Origin of the sequence: Alloalcanivorax sp. C16-2 (assembly GCF_046507615.1) — a bacterium.
GTDB lineage: Bacteria > Pseudomonadota > Gammaproteobacteria > Pseudomonadales > Alcanivoracaceae > Alloalcanivorax > Alloalcanivorax marinus_A.
In genome coordinates, this window is the sequence record NZ_JBKFTL010000001.1 from 2115285 (window position 1) to 2132897 (window position 17613).

The window sequence follows — 17613 nt, forward strand, 5'->3', positions numbered from 1 at the left end:
CTAACGAGGAAGAATATGGCCGGGAACAGTTTTGGTGAGCGCTTTCGCGTCACCACCTTCGGTGAAAGCCACGGCGCCGCTCTCGGCGCCATCGTGGAGGGCTGCCCGCCGGGGCTGGCGCTTAGCGAGGCGGACCTGCAGCATGAGCTGGACCGACGCAAGCCCGGCACCAGCCGCTACACCACCCAGCGCAAGGAGCCGGACCAGGTGCGCATCCTGTCCGGCGTGTTCGAAGGCAGGACCACCGGCACCTCCATCGGCCTGCTGATCGAAAACACCGATCAGAAATCCAAGGATTACGGCAACATCGCCGCCACCTTCCGGCCCGGCCACGCGGACTACACCTACACCCAGAAATACGGCTTTCGCGACTATCGCGGCGGCGGTCGCTCCTCGGCCCGGGAAACCGCCATGCGCGTGGCCGCCGGCGCCATCGCCCGCAAGTTCCTGGGCGAGCACCTGGGCGTGCGGCTGTACGGCGGGGTGGAGCAGATCGGCCCGATCCGCGCCGAGAAATTCGACTGGGACGTGGTCAACACCAACCCCTTCTTCTTCCCGGACGCGGACAAGATTCCCGCCCTGGAGCAACTGATCAACGACCTGCGCAAGGAAGGGTCATCCATTGGCGCCCGGGTCAGCGTGTACGCGGACAACGTGCCGCCGGGCTGGGGCGAGCCGGTGTTCGATCGCCTGGACGCGGATCTCGCCAAGGCGCTGATGTCGATCAACGCGGTCAAGGGCGTGGAAATCGGTGACGGTTTCGAAGTGGTCAACCAGCGCGGCGAACAGCACCGTGATGAAATCACCCCGCAGGGTTTTCTCAGCAACCACGCCGGCGGCGTGCTCGGTGGCATCAGTTCCGGGCAGGTGATCCGCGCCAGCCTGGCGCTCAAGCCCACCTCCAGCATCACCATCCCGGGGCGCTCCATCACCCTGGACGGCGAGCCCACCGAGGTGGTCACCAAGGGCCGCCACGACCCCTGCGTGGGCGTGCGCGCCACCCCCATCGCCGAGGCCATGCTGGCCCTGGTGCTGATGGACCACTACCTGCGCCACCGCGCGCAGAACGGAGACGTGACGCCGCCGCTGGCGCCGATCCCCGGCCAGGCCTGAGGGATCGGCATGCCGTATTACTGGCGCCTCTCCGCCTTTTATTTCCTCTACTTCGGCCTGTTGGGCACCCTGGTGCCCTACTGGTCGCTGTACCTCAAGGACCTGGGATTCTCCGCCACCACCATCGGCCTGCTGATGGCGGTGCCGCACCTCACCAAGGTGGTGGCCCCCAACCTGTGGGGCTGGCTCGCCGACCGCAGCGGCGCCCGTTTGCGCATTATCCGTCTCGGCAACCTGGCGGCGGCGCTCGCCTTCCTGCCGGTGTTCTGGGCCGACCAGATCTGGTCCATGGCGATCCTGCTGGCGGTGTTCAGCTTCTTCTGGAACGCAGTGCTGGCCCAGTTCGAGGTGGTCACCCTGCATACCCTGGGCGACCAGGCCCACCGCTACAGCCAGGTACGGGTGTGGGGCTCGCTGGGCTTCATCGCCTGTGTGTTCCTGGTGGGCATGGCTCTGGATCACCTGCCCATGAGTCTGCTGCCGTGGGTCATGTCCGCGCTGCTCTGGCTGCTGTGGCTGGCCACCTTGACGCTGCCGGGGGAGCGGGGCGAGGCGCGTCGCAACGCCGACGGCGGCCTGATCCGCCTGCTCAAACGCCGTGATATCCGGATCTTCATGCTGGTGGCCTTTCTGATGCAGGCCTCCCACGGGCCCTACTACACCTTCTACAGCATTCATCTGGAAGAGATGGGCTTCCGCAAGGTGTCGGTGGGCGCGCTATGGGCCGTGGCGGTGGTGGCGGAGGTGGTCGCCTTCCTGATCATGCATCGGCTGATGACCCGCTTCGCTCTCAACCGCATCCTGCTCACCTGCCTGCTGCTGGCCACCGTGCGTTGGCTGGTGGTGTCTCTGTGCGGCGACAGTGTCCCCTGGCTGGCCGGCGCCCAGTTGCTGCATGCCGCCAGCTACGCCAGCTTTCACGCCGGCGGCATCGCCTGGGTACAGCGGGCCTCCGGTCGCGCCTTCGCCGGCCAGGGCCAGGCGCTGTACTCCAGCCTCGGCTACGGCGCCGGCTGGGGCCTGGGCTCCGGCCTCAGCGGTCTGGCCTGGCCCCATCTGGGCGTGTACTGCTTCCTGATCGCCGGCGTGCTCACCCTGGCCGCCGCCGCCTTGATCACGCGCCTGCCCGAGGCGTCGGAGAATGGTTAACCAAAAGTTAATTAGAATGGAGAATCTTTCAATTTAATTAAGAAAATGCCTTTCCTATAGTCACCAGCGACAACATAACAACAACGTCGCAATGAGGTATGGCTATGGCAGGCAGCTCGCTCTCCCCGCATCGCCGGGATTTTTATGACCGGCTCGCGGCGTTCGATACCGCGCCGCTGTGGGAAGTCCTCGGGACCATCGTGCCCCGTGAACCGACCTCCCGGTACCACGCCCACCACTGGCGTTACGCCCAGCTCCGGCCGCTGTTGCTGGAGGCCGGTGATCTGCTCACCGCCGAGGAGGCGGAGCGCCGTGTACTGGTGCTGGAGAACCCGGCTTGCCCGGGCCAGTCTCGCGCCACTCCCAGTCTCTACGCCGGCCTGCAGTTGATCCTGCCCGGCGAAACCGCCCCCGCCCATCGACACACCCCGTCGGCATTGCGCTTTCTGATCGAAGGCGAGCAGGGCTACACCTCCGTGGGCGGAGAGCGCACCACCATGCGCGAAGGGGACTTCGTGATCACCCCGGCCTGGGCCTGGCATGACCATGGCAATGACGGCGACCAGCCGGTGATCTGGATGGACGGACTGGATATTCCGGTACTCAGTTACTTCGAATCGGTGTTCTCCGATCCTCATGAGGAAAGCCGGCAAGCGCTCAGCCGACCGGAGGGGGATTCCCTGGCCCGTTACGGCAACAATCTTGTGCCAATCCAGGCGCGAAGCCCCTACGGGCCGACCACGCCTATCTTCAACTACCCCTACGAGCGGACCCGCGATGCGCTGTTGAAAGCCGCGCTGGGGGCATCGCCGGATGAGCATTGGGGCACCACCCTGCGTTATGCCAACCCGCTGGACGGGGGCTGGGCCATGCCCACTCTGGCGACCTGGATGACCCACCTGCGCAAAGGTGAACGGACCCTGCCGATGCGTTCCACCGACAGCCTGGTCATGCACGTGGTGGAGGGCAGGGGGGAGGTCACCATCGAGGGCCGGCCGTTGGCGTTCGAGCCCAAGGACGTGGTGGCGATCCCCGGCTGGCAATGGCGCCACCTGTCCGCCAGCGAAGACTGCTTCCTGTTCTTTTTTTCCGATCGCGCCATCCACGAAAAGCTCGGCTTCTTTCGTGAGCAGCGCCAATAGAGCCCAGAGGTAATTCAATGCGTATTTGTAGATTCGACGACAATCGCGTCGGTGTGGTGATCGGCGAGAAAGTGGCCGATGTGACCGATGTGGTCACCGAGGCGCTGCCGCCGCAGCGCTGGCCGTTGCAACGGGGTGATGCCTTCATCGCCGCCTTGCCGGCGTTGCGCGAGCGCCTGGAGGAGGCGGCCTCGCGGGCGCCACTCACGCCGCTTGACCAGGTCCGCCTGCTCAGCCCGGTGGCGAATCCGGGCAAGATCATCGCCGCGCCGGTGAACTACATGAAGCACGTGGAAGAGTCCCGCGAGGACGCGGGCATCAACTTCGGCACCGAGATTTCGCTGATCGACCGCTATGCTCTTTTCCTGAAGGCCAACAGCTCCCTGGTCGGCGCCGGGGAAGGCGTGGAGATTCACCACGATGATGGTCGCCGCACCGACCATGAGGTGGAGCTGGCGCTGGTCATTGGCAAAAAAGCCCGCAAGGTGTCCGAGCAGGAAGCGTTGGAGTGCATCGCCGGTTACTTCATCGGCCTGGATATCACCATCCGTGGCACCGAGGACCGCAGTTACCGCAAATCCCTGGATACCTTCACCGTGCTCGGTCCCTGGCTGGTCACCGCCGATGAGTTTGGTTCGCCGGAGTCCGTGGAACTGGACATCAAGGTCAACGATGAGCCCCGCCAACACGCCAATACCCGGGACCTGATCTGGTCGGTGGCCAGGATCATCTCGTTCGCTTCGCATTCCTACACCCTGGAACCCGGCGACGTGATTCTCACCGGCACGCCGGAAGGGGTTGCCCCCATCAAACGCGGAGACCGCATGGATGCCTGGATCGAGGGCATCGGTGCCATGCGCGTACAGGTCCGTTGAGACGCCACCATAAGCGGAGTGAGCAGATGACAGAAAAAAATGTCCTGATTGCCGGTGGCGGCATTGGCGGACTGACCGCCGCCGCCTGCCTGCTGCAGCGGGGGATCGACGTGGACGTCTACGAACAGGCGGATGAGCTTGGCGAGGTAGGCGCCGGCATCCAGGTGAGCGCCAATGCAAGCCGTGTTTACCAGCACATTGGCATTCTTGATGACCTGGTGGAAGCGGGCTCCTGCCCCGAGGCCTATCGGTTTCGCCTGTTTGACAGTGGTGAAGTATTGCAGACCATCCCGCTGGGCAGTGCTTATGTGCGTCGTCATGGGGTGCCCTATGTGTCCGTGCATCGCGCTGACCTGCACCGGCTGCTGGTCGAGCGGGTCACCGCCCTCAAACCGGATGCGATTCACCTGGGCGTCGAGGTGACCGGTTTCGAGGAGTTGCAGCAGGGCGGCGTGACACTGCGGTTCGCCGATGGTGGTTGTGTCACCGGTCGGGCCCTGTTGGGCGCCGATGGCATCAAGTCGGCGGTGCGACGGCAGATCGTCGGCGCCGCGCCGGTGACCTACACCGGAGACGCGTCCTGGCGAGTGGTGGTCGAAAGCGAGAACGTGGCCGAGGAACATCGGCAACGCACCGTGGACATCTGGGTCGGGCCCGGCAAGCACGCGGTGACCTACCCGATGCGAGGTGATCGTCTGATCAACCTGGTCGGTTGCGTGGAGCATGACGAGTGGGATGAAGAGTCCTGGGTGGCGAGTCGGCCATGGCATGAACTCAAGGAGGACTTCCAAGGCTGGCATCCGTCCATTGGCGCGCTGATCGACGCCGCCGACCGTGATCACTGTTATCGCTGGGCGATGAATAACCGCCCGCCGGTGGAAAACTGGACGAGCGGGCACGCCACTCTGCTTGGCGACGCGGCGCACCCCACCTTGCCATACATGGCACAGGGCGCCGCCATGGCGGTGGAGGACGCCGCGGTGCTGGCTCGTGCCCTGGAGGCCGAGCCCCGCACCGACGAGGCTTTGCGGCTCTATCAGCGCAACCGCATCGAGCGCACCACCCGCATCGTCAACGAGTCGTCTTCCAACCGGCGCCTGTTCCATCTCAATTCCACTGCTGAATTGCGCGAAGAATTCGCCAAGCGCGATATCAGCTCGGAACGGTCGGCCTGGCTGTTCTCATACGACCCGGTACGGGTGGACATGCTCTGAAACGATTGACTTTACGCAGCGGGGAACGCGCGGCGCTAGGATGATGGTTTTTTTCGCATTCCCACCCGCGCTCCCCAATACAGTCCGGTAACCGTGACGGTTAAGGAGAAAAAAGAAATGATAATGACAACGACCCGCAAGCTGCTTATTACTCTGTCCGCGATGATGGCGATGTCCGGCGCCGTCCAGGCGCAATCCTTCGGGATTGGAACCGCCGGCGGCGGATCTTCCACTTACAGCATTGGCGCCGCCATCGCCAATGTCATCTCCAAGGCCACCGGCGATCAGTATCTGGTTCAGCCCTATGGCGGCACCGGTCGGGTCATGCCGCTGGTGAACAGCGGTCGCACCGACTTCGGCCTGGCCAATATCCTCGAGGTCAGCAATGCCTTCCACGGCAAGGGCGACTTCGCCGGACATTCCCACGAGAACCTGCGAGTGGTGGCGGTGTTGTATCCGTTCGACGTCGGTTTGTTCGTTCGTGATGACGCGCCGTTTCAATCGATCAACGATATTAAAGGCGCACGCATTTCGTCCGGTTACAGCGGCCAGCGTATCATCGGTGAGCTGATCGACGCGGCGCTGGCCAACGCGGATTTGAGCATGGATGACATGGACGCGGTGCCGACCACCAATTTGTTGTCCAACGCGGACGACTTCACCGCCGGCCGCACCGACATCGGCTTTTTTGCTCTTGGTTCCGGCAAGCTCAATGAAGTCGACGCATCCGTGGGCGGTATCCGCTTTATTCCGTTCAATATTGACGCTCAGGCCCAGGTGCGCATGCAGGAGCTCATGCCGCAGACCTATGTGCGCGTGGTGCGGCCCGGTGACAATCTCACCGGGCTGGATCAGCCGATGCCGATGATGGCCTACGACTACATTCTTTACGCCGGTAAACATGTCTCGGACGAAGCAGTGCGACGACTGGTCCACGGGATCGTGGAGAACCGTCAGGCGCTGGCGGAAAATTACGCCAACCTGGGCCGGCTGGACCCGAAAAAAATGGCGAAGAATCTTGGCATTCCCTATCACCCGGGGGCCATTCGCTACTACAAGGAAAACGGGCTCTGGTCCCGCTAGGCCATCGGGTAGCGAATCATGACGACATTGACCGACGCCGAGCATAATCGGATCGGCCCGCCAGGGGGCGTCCGCTGGGCGCCCTTCACTCGGGCCTCGATCGCGATTCTTATCACCGGCCTGAGTCTGGGCTGGACCGCCGAATTACCCCGCTTGCTTTGGGGGCGGGTTTATCTGGTGCAGGAATTTTCCCTTATCATTCTCGGCCTGTGCCTGGCGCTGATTTATCTGAGCCGTGATCCTCGTGGGCGCGCCTGGCCGGGGCCGCCGTCCCTTGTCAGCACGGCGGCCGCGCTCATCGCACTGAGCGCCTGCTGGTACGCGGCCTACCGCTACAAGGTGCTTTCCGCGCAGATGTTCTACTTCCCGGTGGAGACCTTCATTATCGGTGCCATCGTGGTGCCGGCGGTGGTGGAAGGGCTGCGCCGCATGGTCGGCTGGGCGCTGGTGATCATCGTCCTGCTGTTCATCGCCTACGGATTGTGGGGCAACGCCATGCCCGCGCCGTTCACCGCGCGGCCCTGGAGCGTGGCCGACCTGGCGCCGCATCTGGTGCTGGATACTACCGCCATGGTTGGCTTGCCGATCACCATCGGTGTCACCGTGGTGATTCCCTTTATCTTCTTCGGGGTGCTGCTGAACAAGGCCGGCGGCGGTGATTTCTTCTCCGATCTGGCGGTCGCGGCGGTGGGCCGTTTCCGTGGCGGCAGCGGCAAGATCGCCATCGTCGCGTCGGCGCTGTTTGGCACCATCTCCGGCAGCGCCGTCTCCAATGTGGTTTCCACCGGGGTGATTTCCATCCCATTGATGAAACGATCCGGTTTCAGCGGTCGGGTCGCCGCCGCCACGGAGTCGGTGGCCTCGACAGGTGGGCAGTTCATGCCGCCGGTGATGGGCGCGGCGGCCTTCCTCATGGCCGAGCTTTCCCAAACGCCTTACGAGACCATCGTGCTGGCGGCGGTATTGCCCGCCCTGTTTTTCTTCTTCGCCGTTTTCATGCAATCCGACGCCGACGCGATTTGCCAGGATGTGGCGCCGGTGCCTCGGGAGGATCGAAAACCCTTTTCCCGGGTGATGCTGGAAGGCGGACATTTTGTCCTGCCGTTCGTATTGCTGATCGTGTTGCTGTTCAATTTCAATCAGTCTCCGGAGCTGTCGGCGTTGGCGGCGGCTGGGCTGGTGGCGGTGCTGGGCCTGGTTCGTGGCTACGGCGGCGACCGCATCGGCCTGGCGGATCTGATCGACTCCTTCAAGAAAACCGGCACGGCATCCATGGAGATTCTCGCCATCGTCGCCGCCGCCGGCTTCGTGATCGGCATCCTCAATGCCACCGGGGTGGTGTTCGCGCTAACCTCCATCATGGTCGATCTGTCCGGTGGTAACGTGGTGCTGCTGCTGGCGCTCACGGCGGTGATCAGCATTATTCTTGGTATGGGAATGCCAACCGTCGCCGTTTATGTGTTGCTGGCCTCTCTGGTGGTGCCCGCTCTGGTTTCCGCCGGGGTGCCTAAATTGTCGGCGCATATGTTCGTGCTGTATTACGGCATGATGTCGATGATCACGCCGCCAATCGCCATTGCCGCCTATGCCGCCTCGAGCATCGCCGAGGAAAAGCCACTGGCGGTATCGGTAACCGCCATGCGCTACGCCTGGCTGGCCTATCTGGTGCCTTTCATCTTCGTGTTTCGTCCCGAGATGCTGCTGAGCAAGTCGCACCTGGAGATCCCGGGGCTGGTGGAGGTGGTGCTGGTGACCACGCTGCTGATTCTGATCCTTAACGGCGCGCTGTCCGGCTATTTCAAGGGGCGGCTGAGCGTCGCGCTACGGGTGTTACTGGCGGCCACCGGCGTGGCCGTGTTTCTGGCCTTGCTGAGCGGTGTCCAGGCGCCGCTGGTATACACCGGCGCGGTTCTCATCATGCTGGCCTGCGCGGGGCGCCGAGCCTGGCGCCGGCGGGTATGGAGCCCAAGCGCCGGGCAGCGCTCCTGAGCGCGGCGACTTTCTCGCTCGACCCTTGGCGCCCCCGGAGCTACCTCCGTGGGGCTTTTTTTTGTTTATCGCGGTGTGGCAGGGAAGTGATGGGCGGGTACTGTATCAGGGGAATCGCATGGGGCGCCCGGCCGGGCGCCCGTTGAGCTTCAGAATTGATAGAGCAGGCTGGTTTGCAGGCGGTTGGCGGTTTCCGATTCGCCGTTGACCTGTTCCAGGTCCACGCGTTGCAGCTCCATGCCCACCATCATGCGGTCGGTGACATCCCAGATAACATTGGCGAAGCCATAGTCCAGCGTCTCGAAGTGCTCGCCATACAGATTCTCGGGAAGATCCTGGCGCAGTCGTGAGTAGCCCACGGACGCGAACCAGGAGCGGTTGAAGGTCTGGTTGAGCGATGCGCCGAACGCGCTCAGATCCACGGTTTCCAGATGCCCGTTGCGCACATAAACGTCCGGTGCGCGGCGATGTCCGGTATTGCCTGGGTTACCCATGTAGTTGCCGATCCCGGTGCCGCCAATGACATTGCCCTTGAAGGTCAGGCCGTTGAACAACGGCAGGCTGATTTGCGCCAGTGCCCCGTAGCCGGTGGCGGAGTCATCCACGCTGCCTTGCTCACCATTGGTTGACAGTTCGCGGGCCAGCAGCGACAGGGTGAACATGCGCCGGTACTCGTAGCGCACGGTAAGGTCGGGAAGCCCGTTTTCGCCGCTGGCGGCGCTGTTCGGGTCGGGCTGCGCGTCGGCCCGGGCGATCACGGTGTCCGGGTCTTCCAGCGCCACCGCCAGGGTGCTGGAGCCTAGTTTTCGGGTGTAGCGCAGCTGCGCCTTGCGATCAAACGCATAGCCCTTGGGGCTGCCCAGCGCCAGGGTTCGAGGCGTGGCCACGAAGCTCATGAAATTGGTCCAGGTCTGGCCGGCCAGCAGCCCGTTCATCTCGCCATAGGCGTGGCGCAGATTGAATTTTTCATCGGGCATGAAGTGCCCTTCGAAGTAGGAGGTCAACACGCCCATGCCGGTACGCGTGTGGGTACGGAAGTTAAGCCGGGACTCCGCCGCGGTGAAGCTGGTGCGGCCATCGGTCCGGTTGCCGTCATCGAGGACGTTGAAAGGGGTGGTCGAGGTGCCCAGGTCGTAGTCGAAGTCATAGAACATATCCAGCTTCGCATAGCCGCCGAATGCCACGTCGGTGTCGGTGCCCGGGATGTTGAAGGTGCTGCGATGGTTCCAGGGAGGGCCTACCCGGCTGGGATCACCGGTGACCACCGGCTGTCCGGCCTCGACGACGTCGAAAGCCCGGGCCTGTGGCGTCGCGAGACAGCACGAGGCAAGCATAAGCGGAACAAGAGGGTGCGCTTTCATTGGCTTTTCCTTTTCTCTTCTGGGTGTTGTTATTCGCTTTTCTCGGCACGAACGAACCCACCCGCCGTGGTTCGGCGGGTTGCCTTGGGAGGTAATGAAAGGCCGGGCGATGCCGGTGAACCCGACTATAGGAAAGGGTTTTTATTAATTAAATTGAAAAAAGCGGACTTACAATTAACGTAAGGTTAACTAGAATGGCGCCTTGAGCCGTCCCACCAATAACAACGGAGAACGCCGTGGACCGCCGCTTGAAACTGCGTCACTTTCAGTGCTTCCTGGCCGCCGCCCGCTCCCACTATCTGCGCGAAGCCGCCGAGTCCCTCAATATCACCCAGGCAGCGGTGACCAAGACACTGAATGAACTGGAGCAGATCGCCGGGCATCGCCTGATCGTGCGTGATCGCTCAGGAGTGAAGCTCACCCACCAGGGGGAATTGTTTTTCCACTACGCGGCGGCGGGCATGGCGGCTCTGGAGCAGGGCTACGACGGTCTGCAGGCGGACCCGGCGGCACCTCGTATCGAAGTTCGCCTGGGTGTATTGCCGACGGTGGCGGCGCGCTTCTTGCCCCAGGCCACCACCCGCTTTCTTGAGGAAACCCGCCGTTCGGTCAACTTTTCATTGCTCACCGGCCATAACCAGCACCTGCTGGAGTTGTTGCATCAGGGCAAGGTGGATTTGGTGGTGGCGCGCATCGGCTCACCGGACGACATGCAGCAGTTGGAGTTCAAGCATCTGTACGCGGAGCCCCTGGTGCTGGTGGCCCGCGCCGGCCACCCCCTTTGTCAGGCGGGAGGCGTGCGGCTCCGTGACGTAAGCCGCTATCCCTTTCTGCTGCCACCGGTGGGTACCCGTATCCGGCCTCTGGTGGAACAGGCACTGACCAACCTGGGGATTCCGATGCCGAGGACGGTGATCGAAACCGTCTCCAATACATTCGGACGATCCTTTCTGCGTACCTCGGAGGCGGTATGGATGATCTCCTACGGGGTGGTGGAAGATTACATCGAGGCCGGTTTGCTGAGCCTGCTCGCCGACCCGATCGAGAACACCAGCGACCCGGTGGGCGTGATCCGTCGCCAGGATCAGGAGCTGGACGCCGCCACACGGCAGATCACGCATATCCTGCTGTCACAGACCCGCCATCTGCGTCCGCTGGGGCGCTGACTCCAGGTGTTCAGAGCATGCATGGGCAGGAGCGTTTAATCGCGATAAGGCGGCTCATCGTGGCTAAAGGCGCTTACCGGGAGGCTTGTGACGCGCCGCTTTCCTCCAGGGTGGCCATGAACGCCCGCGCCGCGTTGGAGCGGGTGCGGCCCGGATGGGATACCACGCCGAGGCGTCGTATCGGCAGGGAGTCGGCTACGTTCAGGCGTACCACGGTGTCGTCGAGCATGGTTTCCGGCAGCACGCTCCAGCCCAGGCCGATGGACACCATCATATGGATGGTCTCCAGATAGTTGGTGGACATGGAGATGTTCAGATCCAGGCGGCGCTCCAGGAACAGGCTTTCCACGATGCGGCGGGTAAAGGTGACCGGGGAGGGCAGGATGGCGCTGTAGCCGGTAAGCGTGTCCAGCGGCACCCGTTCGAGCCGGGCCAGGGGGTGCTCGGGGGCGGCCATGAACACCAGCGGGTCGTTCCACACCACCTGGGTGTGCAGGCGTCCGTCAGGTTGTGGCGGCAGGGTCACCACGCCCAGTTCCAGATCGCCGTGGCGCACCGCTTCCCAGGCTTCCTCGGAATCGATGAAATGGATATCCAGCTTTACCTCCGGGTAGGCCCGCGAGTAGCGGCGCAGCACCGGCGGCAGGCGGTGCAGGCCGATGTGGTGGCTGGTGCCGATGCGCAGGGTACCCGAGACGCCGCCGGTCAGGTCGCTGATGGCCCGGCTCATGTCCTCCAGATCCAGCAGTACCCGGCGGGCGCGGGGGCGCAGGGCTTCACCGGCCTCGGTGAGGCGGATACGCCGGCCGACCCGGTCGAACAGCCGCGTGCCCAGCTGTTGTTCGAGCTGGGCGATGCGCTTGCTGACCGCCGGCTGGGTCAGGAACAGTCGCTCCGCGGCGGCGGAAAAGGAGCCGGTGTCGGCCACCGCCATGAAGACGGTGAGGGAGTGTGTGTCCATGGAATTCCAGCCCGCTTATTGATAACCATCTGGAATCCTAAACATAAAAAATATGAATTGGAATTATCGAATGCCCCTGCGTATGGTGTGCCTACCCTGAAGATTCCCCTATTGAACCAGGACCAGGACGAAGACCTATGGCTGGCAAAACGCTTTACGACAAATTGTGGGACGCCCACCTGGTCGCCGAACGCGAGGACGGCTCGGCGTTGATTTACATCGACCGGCAGATCATCCACGAGGTGACCTCGCCGCAGGCGTTCGAGGGCCTGCGTCTGGCGGGCCGCCAGCCGTGGCGGGCCGGCGCGTCGGTGGCCACCATCGACCACAATGTGCCCACCACTCCGTTCAACAGCGCCGCGGATATCGAGGACGAGACCTCGCGCATCCAGGTGACCACCCTGCAGGACAACACCCGTGAGTTCGGCATCACCGAGTACGGCATCGGCGACGTGCGCCAGGGTATCGTGCACGTGATGGCCCCGGAGCAGGGCGCGGTGCTGCCCGGCATGACGGTGGTGTGCGGCGACTCCCACACCTCCACCAACGGCGCGCTGGCCTGTCTGGCCCACGGCATCGGCACCAGCGAGGTGGAGCACGTGCTGGCCACCCAGACCCTGGTGGCCAGCAAGATGAAGAACATGCAGGTGCGGGTGGATGGCGACCTGGGGCCGGGCGTTACCGCCAAGGACGTGGTGCTGCACATCATTGGCGTGATCGGCACCGCCGGCGGTACCGGCCATGCCATCGAGTTCGCCGGCAGCGCGATCCGCTCGCTGAGCCTGGAAGGCCGTATGACGGTCTGCAATATGTCCATCGAAGCCGGCGCCCGCGCCGGTATGGTGGCGGTGGACGACACCACCATTGATTACGTGCGCGCCCGTCCGGCGGCTCCCAAGGGCGCCGACTGGGACAAGGCGGAAGCCTACTGGCGCACCCTGGTGTCCGATGACGACGCCGAGTTCGACACCGTGGTGCGGATCGACGCCGCCGATATCAAACCCCAGGTGTCCTGGGGCACGAGCCCGGAAATGGTGGTGGCGGTGGACGCGCCGTTGCCCGATCCCGCCGCCGAGCAGGACGAGGTGAAGCGCTCCGGCATGCAACGGGCTTATGAATACATGGGCCTGGAGCCGGGCATCAAGGTCAGCGATATCAAGGTGGACCGGGTGTTCATCGGCTCGTGCACCAACTCCCGCATCGAGGACCTGCGCGCCGCCGCCGAGGTGGTCAAGGGCCGCAAGAAGGCGGACTCCGTGAAGCAGGTGCTGGTGGTGCCCGGTTCCGGGGTGGTCAAGCAGCAGGCCGAACAGGAAGGCCTGGACAAGATCTTCCTGGAAGCCGGTTTTGAATGGCGCCAGCCCGGCTGTTCCATGTGTCTGGCCATGAACCCGGACCGTCTGCAGCCCGGCGAACACTGCGCCTCCACCTCGAACCGTAACTTCGAGGGACGCCAGGGCAATGGCGGTCGCACCCATCTGGTGAGCCCGGCCATGGCCGCCGCCGCCGCGGTGGCCGGCCACTTCGTCGACATTCGTGATTTGGACGCGTAAGGAGCGGTCGTCATGGAAAAATTCGTTAAACATACCGGCCTGGTGGCGCCGCTGGACCGCGCCAACGTGGACACTGATCAGATCATTCCCAAGCAGTTTCTGAAGTCCATCAAACGCACCGGCTTCGGCCCCAACCTGTTCGACGAGTGGCGCTATCTGGACGAGGGCCAGCCGGGCCAGGACAACGATGCGCGCCCGAAAAATCCGGACTTCGTGCTCAACAAGCCCGAGTACCAAGGCGCCAGCGTACTGCTCACCCGGCGCAACTTCGGCTGTGGCTCAAGCCGTGAGCACGCCCCGTGGGCGCTGATGGATTTCGGCTTCAAGGCGATCATCGCGCCCAGTTACGCCGATATTTTCTACAACAACTGCTTCAAGAACGGCCTGTTGCCGATCGTGCTGCCGGACGCTACCGTTGACGAGCTTTTCAAGGCCGAGGCCGCCAGTGACGACTTCCGGCTCACCATCGACCTGGAAAATCAGCAGGTGCTGACCCCGGAAGGACAGGCCCTGGCGTTCGAGATCGACGGCTTCCGCAAGCATTGCCTGCTCAATGGCCTGGACGAGATTGGCCTGTCCCTGCAGCAGGCGGATGTCATCCGCGCCTACGAGGCACGCCGCGCCCAGGCAGAGCCCTGGGTATTCGAATAGTGAACGAGGAAAAGAGAGCACAATGAGCAGTATTCTGGTGTTGCCCGGTGACGGGATCGGTCCGGAAATCGTGGATGAAGCCCTGCGGGTGCTGGAAGCCGCCAAGACGCGCTTTGGTCTGGATGTCGACCTGGAACACGGCCTGGTGGGCGGCGCCGCCTATGACGCCGAAGGCGACCCGTTGCCGGAGGGCACGCTGGCCAAGGCGCGCGCCGCCGACGCCATTCTGTTCGGCAGCATTGGCGGGCCCAAGTGGGACAATATCGAGCGCGACAAGCGTCCGGAGCGCGGCCTGTTGCGGTTGCGTTCCTCCCTGGGCCTGTTCGCCAATCTGCGCCCGGCGATCCTGTTTCCGCAACTGGCCGGCGCCTCCAGCCTCAAGCCGGAGGTGGTGTCCGGGCTCGACATCCTGATCGTGCGTGAGCTGACCGGCGGCATCTACTTCGGCCAGCCCCGTGGCATCAAGGAAGAGAACGGCGAGCGGGTCGGCTTCAACACCTACGTGTACTCCGAATCGGAGATGAAGCGCATCGCCCGGGTCGCCTTCGATCTGGCCATGCAGCGCGGCAAGCGCGTGTGCTCCGTGGACAAGGCCAATGTGCTGGAGGTCACCGAGCTGTGGAAGGAAGTGGTCACCGAGGAGGCCAAGGCCTACCCGGAGATCGAGCTGTCGCACATGTACGTGGACAACGCCGCCATGCAACTGGTGCGCGCGCCCAAGAATTTCGATGTCATCGTGACCGGCAACCTGTTCGGTGACATCCTTTCCGATGAAGCCGCCATGCTCACCGGCTCCATCGGCATGCTGCCCTCCGCGTCCCTGGACGAAAACCGCAAGGGCCTGTACGAACCCTGCCACGGCTCGGCGCCGGACATCGCCGGGCAGGGCATCGCCAACCCGCTGGCAACGATCATGTCGCTGGCCATGCTGATGCGTTACAGCCTGCAGCGCGGCGATGTGGCCGACGCCATCGAGGCGGCGGTGGAAAAGGTGCTGGATCAGGGACTGCGAACCGCGGATATTCACACCGAGGGCACCCGCAAGGTGAGCACCGGGGAGATGGGCACCGCTGTCGCCGAGGCACTGGCCAACGGCTGACCGCGGCATCGCCACCCCGTTCATCCATAGAAGACAGAGAAGGGCGGCATGCTCTTCGGGAGAACAGACTCAATGAAGAAAGTCGGTTTTGTAGGTTGGCGTGGCATGGTGGGCTCGGTGCTCATGGACCGCATGCGCGCGGAGAACGACTTCAAGGACATCGAGCCGGTATTTTTCTCCACTTCCCAGGTGGGTCAGCAGGGCCCGGACGTGGGCAAGGACATTGCGGTGCTCGGCGACGCCAAGAGCATCGATGAGCTCAAGCAACTGGATGTGATCGTCACCTGCCAGGGCGGCGACTACACCAACGAGGTGTACCCCAAGCTGCGTGAAGCCGGCTGGGACGGCTACTGGATCGACGCCGCCTCCGCCCTGCGCATGGCGGATAACAGCGTGATCGTGCTGGACCCGGTCAACCGGGGCGTCATCGATCAGGCCCTGGATAAGGGCGTCAAGGATTACGTGGGCGGCAACTGCACCGTGAGCCTGATGCTGATGGCCCTGGGCGGCCTGTTCAACGCCGGCCTGGTGGAATGGGCGAGCGCCCAGACCTACCAGGCGGCCTCCGGCGCCGGTGCCCAGAACATGCGCGAGCTGATCGCGCAGATGGGCGCCATCCATGGTGACGTGGCCGAGCAACTGGCCAATCCGTCCAGCGCCATTCTCGACATCGACCGCCAGGTGGCGGCCACCATGCGCGGCGACGGGCTGCCCCATGAGCACTTCGGTTTTCCGCTGGCCGGCTCCCTGCTGCCCTGGATCGACAAGGAAATGGACAACGGCCAGAGTAAGGAAGAGTGGAAAGCCCAGGCCGAAACCAACAAAATCCTGGGTCGTGGCGACCAGCCGATTCCGCTGGACGGCACCTGCGTGCGTATTGGCGCCATGCGCTGCCACGCCCAGGCGCTGACCGTGAAACTGACCCGCGACGTGCCGCTGGACGAGGTTCATGACCTGGTCGGCCAGGCCAACGACTGGGTCAAGGTGGTCCCCAACGAGAAAGAAGCCACCCTGCGCGACCTGACGCCCACCGCCGTAACCGGTACGCTGACGGTACCCGTGGGCCGGCTGCGCAAGCTTAACATGGGTGGTGAATATCTGAACGCCTTTACCGTGGGCGACCAGTTGCTGTGGGGCGCCGCCGAACCGCTGCGCCGCATGCTGCGTATTCTTCTGGAGCACTGATGACAAGCACCGTCGATCTGGCCGTGGTGGGAGCCACCGGCCTGGTGGGCGAGGCCTTTCTCGAACTGCTCGCCGACCGGAATCTTCCGGTCGGCGAGTTGTTCGTTCTGGCCTCCGACAACAGCCTCGGCAAGACCCTTCAAGTCGGCAAGCGCAACTTCAAGGTAGGCAAGGCCGAGGACTTCGATTTTTCCCGCGTGCAATTGGCGGTGTTCGCCGCCGGCGCGCGGGTGTCCCAGGAGCTGGTGCCGCGCGCCGCCGAGGCCGGCGCCCTGGCGCTGGATCTGTCGCCGGCGTTCCGCTACGAGCCGGATGTGCCGCTGGTGGCGGCCGGCGTTAACGAGGAACAGCTCGGCGCCGCTCGGGAACGCAATATCGTGGCCGCTCCGGACGCGGCCACCGTGCAATTGTTGCTGGCGCTCAAGCCACTGTTGGAGCTGGGTGACCTGTTGCGGGTGTCGGTGACCCAGTTGCAGGGCGCCTCCGCCGCCGGTCGCAACGGCGTGGAACGGCTGGCCCGGCAAAGCGCCCGGTTGCTTAATGGCCTGGACGCGGAGGAGGGCGGTGATCCACAACACGCCTTCAACCTGCTGCCGGTGGCCGGCAGCATGCAGGACAACGGTTACACCAGCGAGGAACTCAAGCTGATGCTGGAGACCCGCCGGGTGCTGGCCCAGCCGCAACTGGCGGTGGATGTGAGCTGCGTTCAGGTGCCGGTGTTCCATGGCATCGCCCAGACCGTGGTGGTGCAGGGCACCCTGCCGCTGGCCCTGGCCCAGGCGGAAGCCTGCTGGGATCAGGCGCCGGGTCTGCAGATGGACGAGGGCGGCGAGGCCGACAGCGCCTCTCCGGTGGCGCAGATCCGCGCCGACCTCGGCGTGCGTCTGGCCCGTGTTCGCGAGGACATCGACGGGCAAGGCGCGCTAAGCTTCTGGACGGTGGCGGACAACATCAAGACCGGCGCCGCCTACAACGCGGTGCTGCTGGTGGAAGCGTTGCTAAAAGACTATCTGTGATGAATACTTAGCGGGAATATGTGACGCAGTTTCTAGGTGTCATCGGTAATTTACTG

Annotated in this window: 15 protein-coding genes; 13 read left to right on the plus strand and 2 right to left on the minus strand. The window is 63.8% G+C overall.

Annotation, left to right across the window (positions count from 1 at the left end):
* Positions 1-15 precede the first annotated feature (15 nt).
* The 7 genes from aroC (at position 16) to ACLD02_RS09790 (ending at position 8565) form a co-directional block, all read left to right on the plus strand.
* Positions 16-1113 carry a chorismate synthase gene (aroC, locus tag ACLD02_RS09760; protein ID WP_203101227.1) on the plus strand — a complete coding sequence of 366 codons (1098 nt, stop codon included), beginning with the start codon at positions 16-18 and terminating at the stop codon, positions 1111-1113.
* A 9-nt stretch (positions 1114-1122) separates the two neighbouring features.
* Positions 1123-2262, plus strand: coding sequence for an MFS transporter (locus ACLD02_RS09765; RefSeq protein ID WP_410298578.1), 1140 nt, complete (start codon positions 1123-1125; stop codon positions 2260-2262).
* 104 nt (positions 2263-2366) lie between these two features.
* Positions 2367-3404, plus strand: a complete 1038-nt coding sequence (gtdA, locus tag ACLD02_RS09770; RefSeq protein WP_238400825.1) for a gentisate 1,2-dioxygenase — start codon at positions 2367-2369, stop codon at positions 3402-3404.
* Between the two features lie 17 nt (positions 3405-3421).
* Positions 3422-4279, plus strand: a complete 858-nt coding sequence (locus tag ACLD02_RS09775; RefSeq protein ID WP_410298579.1) for a fumarylacetoacetate hydrolase family protein — start codon at positions 3422-3424, stop codon at positions 4277-4279.
* A 26-nt stretch (positions 4280-4305) separates the two neighbouring features.
* Positions 4306-5493 (plus strand): FAD-dependent monooxygenase, encoded by a 1188-nt coding sequence (locus tag ACLD02_RS09780; RefSeq protein WP_410298580.1) that lies wholly within the window; start codon positions 4306-4308, stop codon positions 5491-5493.
* Positions 5494-5610: 117 nt separating this feature from the next.
* Complete coding sequence (locus tag ACLD02_RS09785) at positions 5611-6576, plus strand: TAXI family TRAP transporter solute-binding subunit (protein WP_410298581.1); 966 nt, start codon at positions 5611-5613, stop codon at positions 6574-6576.
* Positions 6577-6594: 18 nt separating this feature from the next.
* Positions 6595-8565, plus strand: a complete 1971-nt coding sequence (locus ACLD02_RS09790) for a TRAP transporter permease (protein WP_410298582.1) — start codon at positions 6595-6597, stop codon at positions 8563-8565.
* Positions 8566-8714: 149 nt separating this feature from the next.
* On the opposite strand, the gene ACLD02_RS09795 is transcribed toward ACLD02_RS09790, so the two are convergent.
* Positions 8715-9926 (minus strand): DcaP family trimeric outer membrane transporter, encoded by a 1212-nt coding sequence (locus ACLD02_RS09795; RefSeq protein WP_410298583.1) that lies wholly within the window; start codon positions 9924-9926, stop codon positions 8715-8717.
* Between the two features lie 236 nt (positions 9927-10162).
* On the opposite strand from ACLD02_RS09795, the gene pcaQ reads away from it, so the two are divergent.
* On the plus strand, positions 10163-11092 hold the full coding sequence (gene pcaQ, locus ACLD02_RS09800; protein WP_203101236.1) for a pca operon transcription factor PcaQ: 930 nt from the start codon (positions 10163-10165) through the stop codon (positions 11090-11092).
* Between the two features lie 73 nt (positions 11093-11165).
* On the opposite strand, the gene ACLD02_RS09805 is transcribed toward pcaQ, so the two are convergent.
* Entirely contained in the window at positions 11166-12053 is an 888-nt protein-coding gene (locus ACLD02_RS09805; protein ID WP_410298584.1) for a LysR family transcriptional regulator, read from the minus strand.
* Positions 12054-12190: 137 nt separating this feature from the next.
* Here ACLD02_RS09805 and leuC point away from each other — a divergent pair, with 137 nt between their 5' ends.
* The 5 genes from leuC to ACLD02_RS09830 all read left to right on the plus strand — a co-directional run bounded on the left by leuC (position 12191) and on the right by ACLD02_RS09830 (position 17557).
* On the plus strand, positions 12191-13606 hold the full coding sequence (gene leuC / locus ACLD02_RS09810; RefSeq protein ID WP_203101239.1) for a 3-isopropylmalate dehydratase large subunit: 1416 nt from the start codon (positions 12191-12193) through the stop codon (positions 13604-13606).
* Positions 13607-13618: 12 nt separating this feature from the next.
* Positions 13619-14257, plus strand: a complete 639-nt coding sequence (leuD, locus tag ACLD02_RS09815; protein ID WP_203101241.1) for a 3-isopropylmalate dehydratase small subunit — start codon at positions 13619-13621, stop codon at positions 14255-14257.
* A 22-nt stretch (positions 14258-14279) separates the two neighbouring features.
* Complete coding sequence (gene leuB / locus ACLD02_RS09820) at positions 14280-15356, plus strand: 3-isopropylmalate dehydrogenase (RefSeq protein ID WP_410298585.1); 1077 nt, start codon at positions 14280-14282, stop codon at positions 15354-15356.
* 72 nt (positions 15357-15428) lie between these two features.
* Entirely contained in the window at positions 15429-16541 is a 1113-nt protein-coding gene (gene asd / locus ACLD02_RS09825; protein WP_203101245.1) for an aspartate-semialdehyde dehydrogenase, read from the plus strand.
* A complete protein-coding gene (locus ACLD02_RS09830; protein WP_203101255.1) occupies positions 16541-17557 on the plus strand; it encodes an aspartate-semialdehyde dehydrogenase in 1017 nt (338 codons plus the stop codon). The genes asd and ACLD02_RS09830 overlap by 1 nt, the downstream gene beginning before the upstream one ends.
* The last annotated feature ends 56 nt before the right edge of the window (positions 17558-17613 follow it).

Excerpts from the sequence above, each read along its gene's own strand:
- ACLD02_RS09775 (WP_410298579.1), top strand. The coding sequence starts at position 3,422 with ATGCGTATTTGTAGATTCGACGACAATCGCGTCGGTGTGGTGATCGGC.
- ACLD02_RS09765 (WP_410298578.1), top strand. The coding sequence starts at position 1,123 with ATGCCGTATTACTGGCGCCTCTCCGCCTTTTATTTCCTCTACTTCGGC.
- leuC (WP_203101239.1), top strand. The coding sequence starts at position 12,191 with ATGGCTGGCAAAACGCTTTACGACAAATTGTGGGACGCCCACCTGGTC.
- ACLD02_RS09805 (WP_410298584.1), bottom strand. The coding sequence starts at position 12,053 with ATGGACACACACTCCCTCACCGTCTTCATGGCGGTGGCCGACACCGGC.
- ACLD02_RS09780 (WP_410298580.1), top strand. The coding sequence starts at position 4,306 with ATGACAGAAAAAAATGTCCTGATTGCCGGTGGCGGCATTGGCGGACTG.
- leuB (WP_410298585.1), top strand. The coding sequence starts at position 14,280 with ATGAGCAGTATTCTGGTGTTGCCCGGTGACGGGATCGGTCCGGAAATC.
- ACLD02_RS09785 (WP_410298581.1), top strand. The coding sequence starts at position 5,611 with ATGATAATGACAACGACCCGCAAGCTGCTTATTACTCTGTCCGCGATG.
- gtdA (WP_238400825.1), top strand. The coding sequence starts at position 2,367 with ATGGCAGGCAGCTCGCTCTCCCCGCATCGCCGGGATTTTTATGACCGG.
- aroC (WP_203101227.1), top strand. The coding sequence starts at position 16 with ATGGCCGGGAACAGTTTTGGTGAGCGCTTTCGCGTCACCACCTTCGGT.
- leuD (WP_203101241.1), top strand. The coding sequence starts at position 13,619 with ATGGAAAAATTCGTTAAACATACCGGCCTGGTGGCGCCGCTGGACCGC.
- ACLD02_RS09795 (WP_410298583.1), bottom strand. The coding sequence starts at position 9,926 with ATGAAAGCGCACCCTCTTGTTCCGCTTATGCTTGCCTCGTGCTGTCTC.
- asd (WP_203101245.1), top strand. The coding sequence starts at position 15,429 with ATGAAGAAAGTCGGTTTTGTAGGTTGGCGTGGCATGGTGGGCTCGGTG.
- ACLD02_RS09790 (WP_410298582.1), top strand. The coding sequence starts at position 6,595 with ATGACGACATTGACCGACGCCGAGCATAATCGGATCGGCCCGCCAGGG.
- ACLD02_RS09830 (WP_203101255.1), top strand. The coding sequence starts at position 16,541 with ATGACAAGCACCGTCGATCTGGCCGTGGTGGGAGCCACCGGCCTGGTG.